The organism is Hoylesella buccalis ATCC 35310 (assembly GCF_000177075.1).
In the GTDB taxonomy this organism is placed as follows: domain Bacteria; phylum Bacteroidota; class Bacteroidia; order Bacteroidales; family Bacteroidaceae; genus Prevotella; species Prevotella buccalis.
On sequence record NZ_ADEG01000039.1, the window covers coordinates 130,373 to 146,181 of the forward strand.

A 15,809-nucleotide genomic window follows, 5' to 3' on the forward strand; every position below is an offset into this window, starting at 1 on the left:
TGTGCTGATTCATCAAGGTGTTTGACGTGATGAACCCAGTAGTCAAAGCGACGGATGTTGCGGGATGAAAAAGAAAAAACTCAGGTGAATTGTTCCCTGAATTGATCTTCTGATATAATCTCTATCCCCAATTCTTTTGCTTTTTTATTCTTTCCGGAGGTAGAGTTCACATTATTATTAATAAGGTAGTTGGTCGATTTACTCACGCTTCCTGTCACATGTCCGCCTTGATTTTCGATATAAGCCTTGAGCTCAGCGCGGTTTTTGTAGTGATGTACGTCGCCTGTGATGACGAAAGTGAGGCCTTCGCACCTCGCACCTGTAGGCTGTGTGGACGGCTGTTCAACGTTTAACGTCTTCAACAGGTCATCAACCACGTTTCTGTTTGCTTCCACTTGGAACCATTTCACAACCGAAGCCGATGTTTCCGGACCAATTCCGGGGATGTTGGCAAATGCCTCTGGCGTGTCAGCCTCAATGGCTTTGCTAATGAGTTCGTGCAAAGAGTAAGCGTCCAGCAGGCGTTTGCAAGCGTCAACACCACACATGGGAATGGTCAAGGCATAGAGGAATTTGCGCGCTTCCACAGTCCTTGACTTTTCAATGGAGCGCATCATGTTGCCCGCTGACTTGTTTCCAAATCCTTCCAATGATGCGATTTGTTGGGCATAATTGGGTAAACGGTAGATGTCAGCGTAGGTGTTGAGCCATCCTAAGTTAATGAATTTGGCCAACGTTTGCTCAGAAATGCCATCGATGTCCATGCCGTTTTTCGACACAAAGCGATTGAATTTCTTCAATTGTTTGGCCGGACAAGCCTCGTTAGTGCAGTGAAGGGTGCGCGTACCGCTTGCCTTGCTGATGTCGATGCGTGTTTGATGATGGCAAACGGGGCATTCGTGCGGTATTTCCAACGCTCCAACAGTTTGCACAACCTTAATCACTTTCGGGATAATTTTATTGGCCTTGATCACCGACAGCACGCTGCCTGGTCCGCCAATGCCCAACCTTTCGCACTCACTGATATTGCACAGCGAAGCCTTTTTCACGGTTGTTCCCTCCAATTCTACTGGCTTGAACACCGCAACGGGTGAGATAGTAGACGCTGCGCACGACCATTCAATGTACTCAAGTTCGGTTGTAGCCGCTTCATCCTCCCACTTAAAGGCCAGTCCGGCGCGTGTGGCATGATGGCCAGTGATAGAGCCTGTGGCAGCAAAGGCCGTGTCGTCGAACGTGATAACCAAGCCATCTACGGGGAAGGGACATTGGTTGTGGGTCACCAGGTTGGTCCATTGTTCAATGGCTTGGTTCACGTTGTGGATGGAAGGGTCGCTGATGCGTTCGTGTTTCACCACGTTGAAGCCCATTTCTCTAAGCCAATCCAAGCGTTCTCCCCAAGAGTTTATCGCCTCATCGGTGAACACCAGCGTGAACGGAATCCATTGTATTTTGCGCCGTTTCACCTCTTCAACATCCTTCAGCGTGAGCGATCCCGATGCGAGGTTGCGCGGGTTGGCGTATGCTTCGTCTGCTTCCATGTTGAATACTTCAAAGTCTGCATACGAAATCACAGCCTCTCCGCGAATCACTAGATGTCCACTGTTCTTGATAGTAGCAGGAATTCCCTGGATGGCAGGAGCCAGATGGGTGATGTTGGTGCCCACGTGTCCGTTGCCACGCGTTACTACTTTGGTGAGTTTCCCATCGTCATAAGTCACCACGAGGGTCAAACCGTCCAGTTTCCACGACAGCCATATCGGTCGTTCTTCAGCCCATTTTACCAGTTCTTCGGGCTTCTTGGTCTTCGCCAGTGACAGCATTGGAAACTCGTGCGCCTCTTTCTGTCCGGTGATTGTGCCGTCAGAAACATTCGTGGTGGGACTGTCTGGCAGCACCAATCCACTTTCTTGTTCCAGTCGTTTCAGCTCATCGAACTTGGCATCCCATTCAAAGTCGGTCATCGACTCTGTGCGTCCACTATAATAATTGTCTGATGCACGGTTGAGTTCTTCAACCAACTGCTGCATCTTTTGCCGTAAGTCGTTTGTCATCAGATTGTTTTTGTCTTGAGAATTTCTATCAGTTTTCTGTCGGCCTCCGTCCATTTCAGGTCATTCAACTCATCTATGGTGAGCCATTTGTAGTCCAAGTGTTCCAACATCTTGAACTCTCCGTCGCCGCCTTTGCAAAGGTAAGCCGTGAGATGCATGTTGAAATCGGGATAGTGGAATTCCACTGTACCCACTTTTTTGCCCACAAATACATCCCAATCCATCTCTTCCTTGATTTCTCTCACCAGTGCTTCGTGGTCAGATTCTCCCTCTTCAACCTTTCCACCAGGAAACTCCCAGTGTTCTGAAATGTACGCATAGTGCGAGCGTCCCCGCTGCATGCACAAGTATTTGTCGCCGTCTTTGATGATGGCAGCTACCACACGATATGTCTTTTCTTCCATCTTTCCTTGGTTTTTATTTTGCTTCAAATGTACAAATAATTATTGATAATGTTGTAATTTTGCAGAAAATAGGCTGCACCTTAACATAGAAAGTGAACTTTCTCTGTTTTCGGTTTGCACTATTTTTGCAAACTATAAAACGATAATTATGGCTATAGTAATAGGAATTGACGTAGGAATCAGTACGACAAAGATTGTGGGAATTAATGATGATGGCACCGTGGTGGCCCCCATTCGCATCAAGGCTACCGACCCGGTGACCTCGCTCTATGGTGCGTTTGGCAAGTATTTGCACGACAACAAGATTTCTCTTGGCGAGGTAGAGCAGGTGATGCTCACCGGTGTTGGTGCGGCTTACGTTGACGACCCCGTGTATGGATTGCCCACCGCCAAGGCAGAAGAGTTTATCTGCAATGGTCTTGGGGCACAGTTTGAGACCGAGTTGGACGACATGATCGTTGTGAGTATGGGCACCGGAACCAGTCTTATCCAGTGTTTGGGCGATGACATTCGCCATATTGGGGGCATGGGATTGGGAGGCGGAACGCTCATTGGATTGTCGCGCATCATGCTCAAGACAGACGATATCAAGCAGATTTCCATGCTGGCCATGCAAGGTGAAGGTTCGAATATCGATGTGCGCATCGGCGACATCAGTCCCAATCCGCTGCCCAACCTGCCCAAAACCGCCACTGCCTCACTCTTTGGCAACGCCAAGAGCAACGCCTCGCGCGAAGATATTGCACTGGGCATCATCACCATGGTGCTACAAACCATCGGAAGCAGCACCATCCTGGCCTCGTTGGGCACGGGCATCAAGGACTATGTTCTCATCGGCAACCTCACGCTTCTACCTCAGTGTAAGTCCATATTCGGTGGCATGGAGAAGTTGTATGGCGTGAATTTCATCATTCCCAAGTACAGTGAATTCTGCACAGCCATTGGTGCTGCACTGTGTTTTATCGATAAAAAACGGAAATAAGCCATCGGTCTTACACGCTGTCGGATAGGGAATCAGGCTTGTTCATGGATGTAATTTTTCTTGACAACAAGCTTGCTTATTTTGGACGTATTTGCGAACAATGCAGACATTGGGCGCAAATACGCCAAATATGAGCGATTTTTGTATGTAGTTGATATATAAAGAATTACATCTGTATATAATCCTTGTTCCATCTTTTTTTACCCATTTTTTAGCCAAAAGCATTGCTTTTGGCCGCCAATTCACATGACTTTGCAGCGCAAAAGCATGTTGGTAGGTCGCCAAAGTGCTGCATTTTTTGGTGAAAAATCATTGTTTTTGCGCAAAAACTAGATGTTTCTATCCAAATTACTCCTTGTTTGCATCCTTCCTGCCTATTGATTTTTTCTAGATTGAAAGATTTGAAGAGCCGTTTTATGGGCGTTTATTAGACAAAAAACTTAACATCTTGCGTTGTGACAAAGTGCTGACCCGTTTCATCTGGTTCAGTGCATAAAACGCTGTGTTCGACATTCAATAAAATTATAAAGAGCGACATCAGGATAACGATTAATTCTCGTTTTAACCTTTTTATCTTATACAATCGTACAAAAAGGACATATTTAAAGTATAAAGGGTAAGAACAGTTACCGCAAAATATTGTATTTTTGCAAACATAACTAACACAAAGTATATGAAACAACGAATCATGATGCTGCTGTTGTCTGCCGTTGCCGTGCAAGGCTTTGCCCAGCTTACGTTGGAACGTTGCCATGAGCTGGCACGCACACAGTATCCCGTCATCAAGCAATACGAGTTGGTCAAGCAAAGCAAGAACTACACGGTTTCCAATGCTTCAAAGGCCTATTTGCCACAAGTGAAGGTCAGTTTGGGAGCCAATGGGTTCACCGATCCGATCGATTTTTCTGAACAAATGAAGGCTACGGGCATGGCAGATATGAAAAACTACCTGCTCAATGGCAGCGTACAGGTTAATCAGGTGATTTATGATGGAGGTGGCATCTCCGCTCGTAAGCAGCTGGCTAAGGCACAAGCCGAAGTTGACGAAAACCAGTTGAATGTGCGTTTGTATGACATCAACCAGCGAGTAGACCAGCTATATTTCGGCATTCTGATGCTGGATGAACAGCTCAAACAGGTTAAACTCTTACAGAACGACTTGCAGTTGAGCCGCAATACCGTTGAAGCCATGTTGAAAGGTGGCGTTGCTAACCAGTCTGATTTGGATGCAGTGGCTGTAGAACAGGTTCGTGCCGAGCAGCAAGAGGGCAGTCTTCGTGCCTCACGACGCTCGTATGCGCGGATGTTGGGACTGTTCATCGGACAGGAGGTGGATGAGAAAACCCAACTGGCGAAGCCTGCCATGCCGGAAGTTTTGCCAGACAGCACGTCGCATCGTCCCGAATTGTCGTATTTCGCAGCGCAGTCAAAATTGCTCGATACGCAGCGCAAGGCTTTGAACAGTCAGCTCAATCCCACGATAAGCGCTTTCGCCATGGGCATGTATCATAACAAAGTGATGGACATCATGCGTCCGGGTATGATTGCGGGTGGCATTACGTTGTCATGGAACGTGGCACCTTTTTATACGCGTAAGAACGATTTGAGGAATCTGGAAACCAAGAAAAGGCAGATTGAAAGTGAGCGTGAAACTTTCCTTTTCAACACACGTTTGCAAAACCAGCAGTCGGCAGGGGTGGTGTATGACCTGCGCAAAAAGCTGGAACAAGACACGCGCATCATCACTTTGCGTGAGCGCATCCATGATACGTCGGTGAAAAAGGTGCAAAATGGTATTGAGAGCATCAACGAAATGCTGCGCGACGTCAATGCGGTGAGCGAGGCACGGCAGCAGAAAACCATTCACGAAATACAGCTCTTGCAAGCAATTTATCAACTCAAAAACATCAATAATAACTGATATGAAAACGATGAAGATAGTGATGGTCGGACTTGTTGGCATCTTGTCAGCATGTTCGTCACACGAGAATAAATACGATGCGACTGGTCTTTTTGAAGCTACAGAGGTTGTTGTGTCGGCCGAACAAAATGGCAGACTACTCCAACTGGGGGTTGCCGAAGGTTCTGAAGTGAGTAAAGGACAGCAGGTAGGCTTGATAGATACGGTTCAATTGACCTTGAAAGCTCGCCAGGTAGGGGCCAACTCCAAGTCGATTGCCAATCAGAAACCGGATGTAAACGCGCAGATAGCCGTGCTCAGACAGCAGCTCAAGCAGGCCGAACAAGAGCGACAACGATTTGAAGGACTGGTGAATGATGGGGCTGCCAACCGCAAACAACTGGACGATGCCACATCGGCCGTTCGGGTGTTGAAACGTCAATTGGCTGCACAGCAATCTTCTTTGAACAATAGTACGCGTGCACTGAATTCACAAATCAGTGCGAACGACATCCAAAAATATCAGGTACTTGACCAGTTGAAGAAGTGTCATGTCACCTCACCGCTCACGGGTACCGTGCTTGAGAAATATGCCGAAGAAGGCGAGTTCGCCTCCATCGGTAAGCCATTGTTCAAAGTTGCTGATACCAAGAACCTCTTTTTGCGCGCCTATCTCACCAGTCGGCAGTTGGAAAAGGTGAAGATTGGGCAGCAAGTGACAGTCTTTAGCGATTACGGAGATGACACCAGCAAGGAGTATAAGGGAAAGGTGGTTTGGATATCACCACGCTCAGAATTCACCCCCAAAACCATCTTGACCGATGACGAACGTGCCGATCAGGTGTATGCCGTGAAGATTGCCGTGCAAAATGACGGTCACATCAAGATTGGTATGTATGGTGGGATGAAGTTGTAAGATAATAATGAACGCGATAGAAGTAAGTCATATCACCAAACATTACGATGATGTCCAGGCGCTGGATGATGTTTCTTTCAGCGTGAAGCAAGGAGAAGTGTTCGGACTTATTGGTCCAGATGGTGCCGGCAAGACATCTCTGTTTCGCATTATGGCATCACTTTTGCTGGCCGATGCAGGCACTGTAAGTGTTGAAGGCTATGACGTGGTGAGCCAATATAAGGAAATTCGCCAGCGAGTTGGTTACATGCCGGGTAAGTTTTCGTTGTATCAAGACTTGACAGTAGAGGAGAATCTCCAGTTTTTTGCTGATCTTTTTGGCACCACCATCGCTGCTGGATATGATGGAATCAAAGCCATTTACTCGCAGATAGAGCCTTTCAAAAATCGGAAGGCGGGTGCGTTGTCGGGTGGTATGAAGCAGAAATTGGCTCTTTCTTGTGCGCTTGTCCATCAACCAAGCGTATTGTTTTTGGATGAACCCACCACGGGTGTCGATCCTGTTTCGCGCAAAGAATTGTGGCAGATGCTGGGAATGCTGAAGGAAAGGAATATCACCATTGTGGCCGCAACGCCCTACTTGGACGAGATTCGCTGCTGTGAGCGGGTGGCTTTTCTGGACAATGGACGGGTGAGAGCCATCGATGGCCCCGATGAAATCTTAACGCAATTTGCCGAAATCTTCAATCCTGAGGGTCTGAAGCATGAGGATAAGTCTGCCCAGGTGCAGCAAGGAATAGCGGAAGAGGGTCAGCAAGAGAAGGCGGAAGACGTGATACAGGTTGAACATTTGGTTAAGGCTTTTGGGACGTTCCATGCCGTTGACGACATTTCTTTCAGCGTTCATCGTGGCGAAATCTTTGGCTTTTTAGGTGCAAATGGTGCTGGAAAGACCACTGCCATGCACATGCTCACGGGATTGAACAAGCCCACAAGCGGCAAAGGGAAGGTGGCTGGATTTGACATACGCAAGCATTCGGAGCAGATTAAGAAGCACATTGGCTACATGAGTCAACGCTTTTCCCTGTATGAAGACATGACCGTGGCTCAGAACATCAAGCTTTTTGGCGGTATCTATGGCATGAGTAAACAAGCCATTGCCACCAAGATGGACGACATGCTCAAGCAGTTGCATTTCGAGGCTCATCGCAATTCGCTGGTCAATTCGCTGCCATTGGGGTGGAAACAGAAACTCGCGTTCTCGGTAAGTATCTTCCACGAACCTGAAGTGGTGTTCCTTGATGAGCCTACTGGGGGTGTGGATCCAGCCACAAGACGACAGTTTTGGGAACTCATTTATGCCGCTTCGGCCCGCGGTATCACCGTCTTTGTCACCACGCACTATATGGATGAGGCCGAATATTGTGACCGAATCTCCATCATGGTGGATGGAAAAATTCGTGCCATGGGTACACCTGACGAGCTGAAACGCACATACCGATGCAACGACATGGACGAGGTGTTTACGCTGTTGGCACGCCAAGCCACCCGTGGAGAATAATGTTTAGTGATAAAAAGAATGAATCAGTTTAACTCATTTGTCATCAAAGAAACGAAACATATCATGAGAGATCGGCGCACCATGCTGATTCTCTTTGGCATGCCGGTGGTGATGATGCTCGTTTTTGGCTTCGCCATCACGACCGACATCAAGGATGTGAAGGTGGCTATTGTCACTTCTTCGATGGATAGTCGTACGCAACAGGTGGTAAACAGTCTGGATGCGTCGGGCAATTTCATCGTCACTCATACGGTGGGGACGACGAAAGAGGCCAAACAACTGCTGTCAGACAACAAGGTGAACATGGCCATCGCCTTCTCTCCCGATTTCGGAAACAATCGGTATAGCGGTCAGGCTGGCGTTCAATTTATCGCTGATTACACGGATCCGAACATCGCTGAACAGCAGGTGTCGTATGCCCAACAAATCGTGATGGACGAACTGACGAGGGAAATGCATGGAGAAAGCAGGCCTGCCGTCAACACCCAACTGCTGTATAATCCACAAATGAAGAGTGCATACAACTTTGTTCCTGGCACCATGGGTATGCTCATGATGCTTATTTGCGCCATGATGACCTCGGTGAGCATTGTCCGTGAGAAAGAAAGAGGTACGATGGAGGTGCTCCTGGTATCGCCCGTCAAGCCGCTGTACATCATGATAGCCAAGGCTGTGCCTTACTTTGTGCTGTCCATTATGATACTCATCAGCATCCTACTCATCTCGAAGTTTGTCCTGGCCGTGCCCATTGCGGGCAACGTGGCACTCATCTTTGGTGTTTCGTTGCTGTACATCTTGCTGTCGTTGGCTTTGGGATTGCTCATCAGTGTGGTTGCCAACACGCAAGTAGTGGCCTTACTAATGTCGGGTATGTTGCTCATGATGCCAAGCACGATGCTCTCTGGAATGATTTATCCCATCGAGAGTATGCCGGCCATTCTGCGTTATCTCTCGGCTATCATCCCAGCCAGATGGTATGTGTCGGCCATGAAGAAACTGATGATTATGGGCGTTGACGTGCAGATGGTGTACCAAGAACTGGCCGTACTCACTGCCATGGCTGTGGTATTGTTAGCCGTTGCGTTGAAGAAATTTAAAATCAGACTGTCATGACACTGTCCTATCTCATTGAAAAAGAATTCATCCAGATTCGGCACAATCCATTCATACCCAAGCTGATACTGTTCTTTCCAATCGCCATCATGCTGGTGTTTCCGTGGATTACGAGTATGGAGGTGAAGAACATCTACATCACCGTGGTTGACAACGATCACAGTACGCTGTCGCAACGCTTGGTACAGCGCATCCAATCATCGCCCTATTTCAAGTTCTCGGGAATGGCTCAAACCAATAAAGAGGCCATGCAGGCCATCGAAAGGAATGATGCCGACGTGGTACTCACCATTCCTCACTACTACGAACGCGACCATGTGAACGGCCAACAGCCACAGGTACTCATCTCTGCCAATGCCGTGAATGGTACCAAGGGCGGCATGGGATCGGCATATTTGGCCCAGATTGTGAACCAAAATTTACAGGACGGACAAGTCAGACCGATGGAGTCTCCGTTCTCAACCGTGGCACTGTTCAATCCTCACAAGAGCTACAAGCTGTTCATGATTCCTGCCCTGATGTCGTTGGTGATTATTATGTTGTGTGGTTTTCTCTTGGCCTTGAACATTGTCAGCGAAAAAGAAGCCGGCACGATTGAGCAGATGAACGTAACGCCTGTGAGCAAACTCCAGTTTATTCTTTCCAAGATGATTCCCTATTGGCTCATATCCGCAGTCGTCATCATAGAGTGTATCTTCCTGGCTTGGCTGGTTTTTGGCATTTTTCCGGCAGGCAACATCGTGTTGATATTCCTGTTGTCCATGCTCCTGGCCTTGATATTCAGCGGCATCGGACTCATCATTTCCAACTACAGTGATGCCATGCAGGAAGCCATGTTCGTGATGTTTTTCATCATCATGTTTGTCATGATGCTCAGCGGACTGTTCACTCCCGTGTCCAGTATGCCCGATTGGGCGCAAAAGTTGACGCTGGCTAACCCCGTGACCTACTTCATTGAGGGCATGCGAACGGTGTTTATTCGAGGGGGCAACTTGGCTTCCATCGCCCAAGACCTGCTCATCTTGCTTCTGTTCGCCATCGTCATCGATGTGTGGGCGGTGTTCAGTTATAAGAAAATTCAGTAAACGTTTGTCCCATCATCCATTTGGATGTCAAAAATAACGGCAGTAGTTGAAACGCTTAACTGGGACCGATGACGTTCGCATACATGAGAAATGAAATAGATGGATGACATACTTTCATCCGCCAACGTTATTCGTTTAAGTAGAGAGAAGTGGGTGGAAGATGGCGCATGTCGTTGACTTTTTTTACCAAATAATACCCCAAAAACGGCACTTCAAATCTTTCAATCTAGAAAAATTCAATAGGCAAACAGGATGCAAATAAGAGATAATCGTGGCTGAAAATGCGAATTTCACCTTCAGCGCGTAGCTTTTATTAGCTTATATGCATCACTTTGGTGCTCAATTGACATGCTCTTGCTTTGCAAAAGCATGTAGATTGTAGCCTTAAAGCAATGCTTTTAATGAAGAAAAGCTTGAAAAACAACGCCCTGAGTGTGATTGTTAACCATAACGTATTGGCTCACAGGTATATCTGAAAACCGCTTCATATTTGGCTTATTTACAACGAAACGATTGTCGTTTGTAAATAAGCCAAATATGAAGCGGTTGCTTGTCAAGAATATTCACACCCATGATACCGCTGGAGTAGGATGCTCACAGCGTGACATGGTGATCAATTTGCTATGCTACAGCAAATGAGTCTCGCCAATAAAGAATAGGAGTGCGTAACCCAATATCATGCTGATGATACCCACTGTCAAGCCCACCTTGAGCATGTCGTTCTGCTTGACCAGTCCTGTTGAATAGGCGATGGCGTTTGGTGGCGTTGAAATAGGTAAGCACATGGCTGAAGAAGCTGCGATGGCAATACCGATGAGTATCGTAGATGTGCCGCCAATGGAATTGAGGGTGTCGCCCATGCCTGCACAGACAACGCTCAAAATTGGAACCAACAAGGCTGCTGTTGCGGTGTTGGAGATGAAGTTGGACAAGAAATAGCAAATCAATCCCGACAAAATCAGTATGATTACCGGACTGAATTCCTTGAAAGGAATGCTCTCGATGGCGCGGTCAGCTAAGCCAGATCCGTTCATGCCGAGGCCTAAAGCGAATCCGCCGGCCACCATCCAGATGACACTCCAGTTGATTTCTTGCAAATCTTTACCAGTAATGACGCCCGTAATCGCGAAAATTCCCATAGGTACCATGGCCACGGTGTTAGAGTCCATGCCGGTAATCTTGCCCGGGATGAGCCAGAGAAGAATGGTGAGGATGAAGGTTCCGCTTACTACCCACATGCGCCATCCACTATGTATGTGTCCTTTGATTTCCAACTCAATGGTCTTCTGTGTAAAGGGGAAGAACTTCAAGATGATGCGCCACGAAATGAACAGCAGGATGATGACCAATGGAAACATGAAGGCCATCCAGTTACCAAAGCCGATACCCATGTTCAGTCCTTCAGGGTCGTTGAGGGCTTGTAGTGCAATTGCGTTCGGTGGTGTGCCGATAGGCGTGGCCATACCGCCAAGGTTGGCTGCTACAGGGATGCTCATAGTCAGTGCGATGCGCCCCTTACCGTTGGGTGGAAGGGCTGCGAATACAGGGGTGAGGAAGGTGAGCATCATGGCTGCCGTGGCGGTATTGCTGACAAACATGGAGAAAACACCGGTGATGAGGAGGAATCCTAAAAGTACATTCTCACTCTTGCGTCCGAACGGTTTGATAAGGTTACGAGCCAAAAGAACATCCAGTCCCGATTTTGTCGCTGCGATGGCAAGGATAAATCCGCCCAAAAACAGGATGATGACGGGGTTGGCAAAGGTGGCCATAATCTCCTTTGATTTGAGCAAGGTGCCGAATACTTCATTCTCTTCGCCCTTGAACATTGATAAACTGTTATTGGAAACAGTTAAGCACATCACGGTGATGATGGCTAATGAGGTGGCCCACGAAGGCACGGCTTCGGTAATCCACGACAGGGTGGCGAATACAAAAATGGCGATGATTCGCTGTTGAATGACGGTCAATCCATCGATGCCGAAGGTGTCAATGGGTAGGTTCCACACGATAGCGGTCACGGCTATGATTCCTAAGAAGGTAAACAGCTTCTTGGTATTTAGCTGACCGCTCATAACATTTTCTTTTTCTTCTTCCATGGCTAATTGAGTGTTTAGTTATAGTTAGATTGGGCAAAGATATGATTTTTTTGGAATAAACAAAAATTATGACATAATAATAGTAGAAAAACATCCTTTTTCCTTTTCGTATGACAGGCGAACATGGCGGTGGGAAGATGAAAAATCGTGGCACTTCCATGTAGTTTTTGTTTAATAATTTTGTATTTTTGTATCCTATTTTATCAGGACATGTTGCATGATGTATAGAACAGAAAGGCATGAAGAATAAATTTATTTTGCGTTGGTTTGGAGCTTTTGTCCTCTTCACGGTCATCTTGTTGGCGGGTTGCCGTCATGGTAGTGGGTCGAAAAGTTCGGGCGATGGGGAGCCATTGGCATTCAAGTATGCCCAACATATTAAGGTGGTGAAGCATCAACTGTTTACGGTTGTCACACTCGTTGACCCGTGGCGTGAGGGGAAAACGTTGCATACTTATGTGCTGGTGGATAGGAAAGATTCGGCTCGGGTGGATCATTTGCCCGAAGGAACGCTGGTTTATACGCCTTTAATGCGCAGCGTTGTCTTCACGACAGCTCACTGCAAACTGCTTGAATATTTAGGTTGTTTGAATCAAATTGTTGGCGTTGCCGACTTGAAATACATCCTGATACCCTCCATTCATGAGCGGGTACGATTGGGAAAGATTGTGGATTGTGGTGAAGGCATGGCACCCCAGTTAGAAAAAATCATCGAATTGAAGCCGCAGGCGTTGTTCTTGTCACCTTTTGAGAACAGCGGTGGTTATGGAAAGTTGGCGCAATTGGGAACGCCCATCATCGAGATGGCCGATTATATGGAAACTTCTCCGTTGGGCAGAGCCGAGTGGATGAAGTTTTATGGCATGTTGTTCGGTCAGGAAAAGCGTGCCGATTCGCTATTTAATGTCGTGGATAGTCTTTACCAGGGGCTGAAGACGACGGCCCAAGCGTGGCACATTGGACGTTCAATCTTGACGGAACGCAAGACGGGTAGCGTGTGGTACTGCCCCGGAGGGATGAGTACGATGGGGCAAATGATAGCCGATGCCAACGGAACCTATGCCTTTTCGGACGACAAGCATAGCGGTAGTCTGCCTTTATCGTTTGAAGAAGTGTTGGAAAAGGCTGGAGATAGTGACGTTTGGGCATTCAAATTCAACGGCGAAAGGCTCATGACGAAGAAGGATTTGTTGGCCGAATATCATGGATATGATGGCTTGAAAGCGTTCAAGATGGGGCAGATTTATCAGTGTAATGGCAGTGTAAAACCTTATTTTGAGGAGACTCCTTTTCGTCCTGACTTATTATTAAGGGATCTTATCATCATGTTACATCCCGAAGCAACGGCCTTAGGTCCATTGAGATACTATGAGAAAATAGAACAATAGGTGTGACATGGACGACTCGGCATCACGCTTTCAGTTGTAAAGTATCGTGCACAGACACAAAAAAGACAATCCGCATGGACTGTCTTTTTGTAGTTATTTGATGGCACAGGCAGGTGATATCAGCTTACTGTCTGTGTCTTTTGTTATTAATAGGCGGCTTCAAACTCCTTCAAGAAGCGCAGGTCATTCTCTGAGAACATGCGCAAATCGCTTACACGATACTTCAGATTGGTGATGCGTTCCACGCCCATTCCGAAGGCATAGCCACTATATACCTTACTATCAATGCCGCAAGATTCCAGTACGTTGGGGTCAACCATGCCGCAACCGAGTATCTCTACCCAACCCGTGTGCTTGCAAAACGCACAACCATCACCACCACAAATGAAACAAGAGATATCCATTTCGGCACTTGGCTCAGTGAAAGGGAAATAGCTGGGGCGCAGTCTGATGTCGGTATCTGGGCCGAACATCTCACGTGCAAAGGTCAACAATACTTGTTTGAGGTCAGTAAACGACACGTTCTTATCAATATATAGACCCTCTACTTGATGGAAGAAGCAGTGCGCGCGGGCCGAGATGGCCTCGTTGCGATACACTCTTCCCGGGCAGATGATGCGGATGGGAGGTTGATGGGTCTCCATATAGTGCGACTGGTCACCTGATGTATGTGAGCGCAGCAATATGTTTTTGGTCACATCATTGGGATGTTTGCTCACGAAGAACGTGTCTTGCATGTCGCGGGCAGGATGATCTGACGCAAAATTGAGCTTGGTAAAAACGTGCAAGTCGTCATCAATCTCTGGTCCATCAGCCAACACAAAGCCCATGCGTTGGAAGATATCGCAGATTTGATTCTTCACGATAGTCAGTGGATGTCGTGTCCCCAAGCGGATAGGATAGGGTGTACGAGTCAAGTCAATGTCATCAGAAGCATCGGCGGTAGTCTGTACTTCCTCTTTCAAGGCATTGATTTTGTCCAACGCCATCTGCTTCAATTCATTGATTTTCATGCCTACTGTTTTCTTCTCATCAGCGGCCACGTTGCGGAAATCGGCCATCAAAGCATTGATTTCACCTTTCTTACTGAGGTATTTCAGGCGCAACCGTTCAACTTCTTCCGCGTTCTTGGCTGAAAGATTGCTTACTTCGTGCAGAAGCTCATCTATTTTATCAAGTATCATACTTTATAATAATTTCCTACTGCAAAGGTACTATTTTTTAAGTTAAAAAGAAGACTTATATCAAAATTAAGTCGTAATTTTGCATAAAATAGGCTGCACCTTACCAAAATAAGTAAACTTCTTTTGGATTCGGTTTGCGCTATTTTTCCATAAGATAGGCATCGCCTCAACAAAGAAAGCAAACTTCCTTTGTCTTCGGCTTGCACTATCTTTGCATAAAATAGACTGCACCTTCGTCCAGAAATGTCGTGTATAGATAGGAATTTGAAGGGGTATGTTAGAAAAAAATGAGAGGATTTTATAAGTAAAAGCGTTCGTATGAGAAAATTTACTTTCTTCGTTTTGGCATTGATGATGTTGATATCGGTCCTGTTTTCCACAACGGGATGTGTTGATAAAAAGCCTCAAGCCGTTGATACCTTGGCGGTTGATTCCATTGAAGAGGATAGTGTTGACGAGGATACGCTGTCAAACATGATTGCTGAATCGCCCATGTCGAAGTCAGCCGACGAGCTGTTTGACGACTTTATCTTTAATTTTGCCGCGAATAGAAAGCTGCAGCTCAAGCGTGTGAAGTTTCCACTTCCTGTGATGAAGCATGGAGAACAGACCGATGAAATCAAGAAAGAGCAGTGGAAGATGGACTACTTTTTCATGAAACAAGGCTATTTTACGCTCATTTTTGACAACCTCAAACAGATGGAAGTGATGAAAGACACGTCGGTAAACCAGGTGACTGTTGAAAAGATATTGTTCAAAAACAAAACCGTCAAGCAGTATGTTTTCAACCGAATCAATGGTGAGTTCATGCTAACTTCGATTGTTTACCAGCCAATACACGAGAGTGTCAACGGCTCTTTTTTGCAGTTTTACCAACGATTTGCTGTCGACAGTGCTTTTCAGGTGCGTAGTATGAACGAAACAGTTGAGTTCACAGCTCCCGATCCCGATGATGATTTTGGTACCATCACGGGTTCTATTGTTCCCGAACAGTGGTCGGCGTTCAAGCCACCCATCATCCCCCAAGGAACTATCTACAATATAGTTTATGGTCAGAAGCATAAGCGAGGGAATCAAAAAATCTTTGTTGTGCGTGGCATCGCTACCGATTTGGAGAATATCATGGTGTTCCGTCGCCAGAAGTCTGAATGGAAATTGATGAAATTTAATAGCTGATAGAGTA

The 15,809-nt window shown here is 46.7% G+C and carries 12 protein-coding genes; 8 read left to right on the forward strand and 4 right to left on the reverse strand.

Translation table 11 applies throughout. From position 1 onward, the window contains the following. Positions 1–80: 80 nt before the first annotated feature. Both ligA and HMPREF0650_RS03800 read right to left on the reverse strand, forming a co-directional pair. Complete coding sequence (ligA, locus tag HMPREF0650_RS03795) at positions 81–2,054, reverse strand: NAD-dependent DNA ligase LigA (RefSeq protein ID WP_004348483.1); 1,974 nt, start codon at positions 2,052–2,054, stop codon at positions 81–83. Next, positions 2,054–2,458: a (deoxy)nucleoside triphosphate pyrophosphohydrolase gene (locus tag HMPREF0650_RS03800; RefSeq protein ID WP_004348484.1), complete on the reverse strand. Its 405-nt coding sequence runs from the start codon at positions 2,456–2,458 to the stop codon at positions 2,054–2,056. Before HMPREF0650_RS03800 ends, ligA begins: the two co-directional genes overlap by 1 nt. A 148-nt stretch (positions 2,459–2,606) precedes the next feature. On the opposite strand from HMPREF0650_RS03800, the gene coaW reads away from it, so the two are divergent. The 6 genes from coaW to HMPREF0650_RS03830 all read left to right on the forward strand — a co-directional run bounded on the left by coaW (position 2,607) and on the right by HMPREF0650_RS03830 (position 9,955). Then, a complete protein-coding gene (gene coaW, locus HMPREF0650_RS03805; RefSeq protein WP_004348485.1) occupies positions 2,607–3,440 on the forward strand; it encodes a type II pantothenate kinase in 834 nt (277 codons plus the stop codon). A gap of 673 nt (positions 3,441–4,113) precedes the next feature. Then, positions 4,114–5,361 carry a TolC family protein gene (locus HMPREF0650_RS03810; protein ID WP_004348486.1) on the forward strand — a complete coding sequence of 416 codons (1,248 nt, stop codon included), beginning with the start codon at positions 4,114–4,116 and terminating at the stop codon, positions 5,359–5,361. 1 nt (position 5,362) lies between these two features. Continuing rightward, on the forward strand, positions 5,363–6,256 hold the full coding sequence (locus tag HMPREF0650_RS03815) for an HlyD family secretion protein (RefSeq protein WP_004348487.1): 894 nt from the start codon (positions 5,363–5,365) through the stop codon (positions 6,254–6,256). Between the two features lie 7 nt (positions 6,257–6,263). Further along, a complete protein-coding gene (locus tag HMPREF0650_RS03820) occupies positions 6,264–7,757 on the forward strand; it encodes an ATP-binding cassette domain-containing protein (RefSeq protein ID WP_004348488.1) in 1,494 nt (497 codons plus the stop codon). A gap of 18 nt (positions 7,758–7,775) precedes the next feature. Then, positions 7,776–8,870 carry an ABC transporter permease gene (locus tag HMPREF0650_RS03825; protein ID WP_004348489.1) on the forward strand — a complete coding sequence of 365 codons (1,095 nt, stop codon included), beginning with the start codon at positions 7,776–7,778 and terminating at the stop codon, positions 8,868–8,870. Next, complete coding sequence (locus tag HMPREF0650_RS03830) at positions 8,867–9,955, forward strand: ABC transporter permease (protein ID WP_004348490.1); 1,089 nt, start codon at positions 8,867–8,869, stop codon at positions 9,953–9,955. Before HMPREF0650_RS03825 ends, HMPREF0650_RS03830 begins: the two co-directional genes overlap by 4 nt. A 626-nt stretch (positions 9,956–10,581) precedes the next feature. On the opposite strand, the gene HMPREF0650_RS03835 is transcribed toward HMPREF0650_RS03830, so the two are convergent. Further along, on the reverse strand, positions 10,582–12,054 hold the full coding sequence (locus tag HMPREF0650_RS03835; protein WP_040562343.1) for an SLC13 family permease: 1,473 nt from the start codon (positions 12,052–12,054) through the stop codon (positions 10,582–10,584). 239 nt (positions 12,055–12,293) lie between these two features. On the opposite strand from HMPREF0650_RS03835, the gene HMPREF0650_RS03840 reads away from it, so the two are divergent. After that, positions 12,294–13,442, forward strand: coding sequence for an ABC transporter substrate-binding protein (locus tag HMPREF0650_RS03840; protein ID WP_004348492.1), 1,149 nt, complete (start codon positions 12,294–12,296; stop codon positions 13,440–13,442). Between the two features lie 146 nt (positions 13,443–13,588). Here the strand turns inward: HMPREF0650_RS03840 and pheS are convergent, their stop codons facing one another. Further along, positions 13,589–14,626, reverse strand: coding sequence for a phenylalanine--tRNA ligase subunit alpha (pheS, locus tag HMPREF0650_RS03845; protein ID WP_004348493.1), 1,038 nt, complete (start codon positions 14,624–14,626; stop codon positions 13,589–13,591). A 318-nt stretch (positions 14,627–14,944) separates the two neighbouring features. Between pheS and HMPREF0650_RS03850 the strand changes: the two genes are divergently transcribed. Continuing rightward, positions 14,945–15,802 (forward strand): DUF4348 domain-containing protein, encoded by an 858-nt coding sequence (locus HMPREF0650_RS03850; protein WP_004348494.1) that lies wholly within the window; start codon positions 14,945–14,947, stop codon positions 15,800–15,802. The last annotated feature ends 7 nt before the right edge of the window (positions 15,803–15,809 follow it).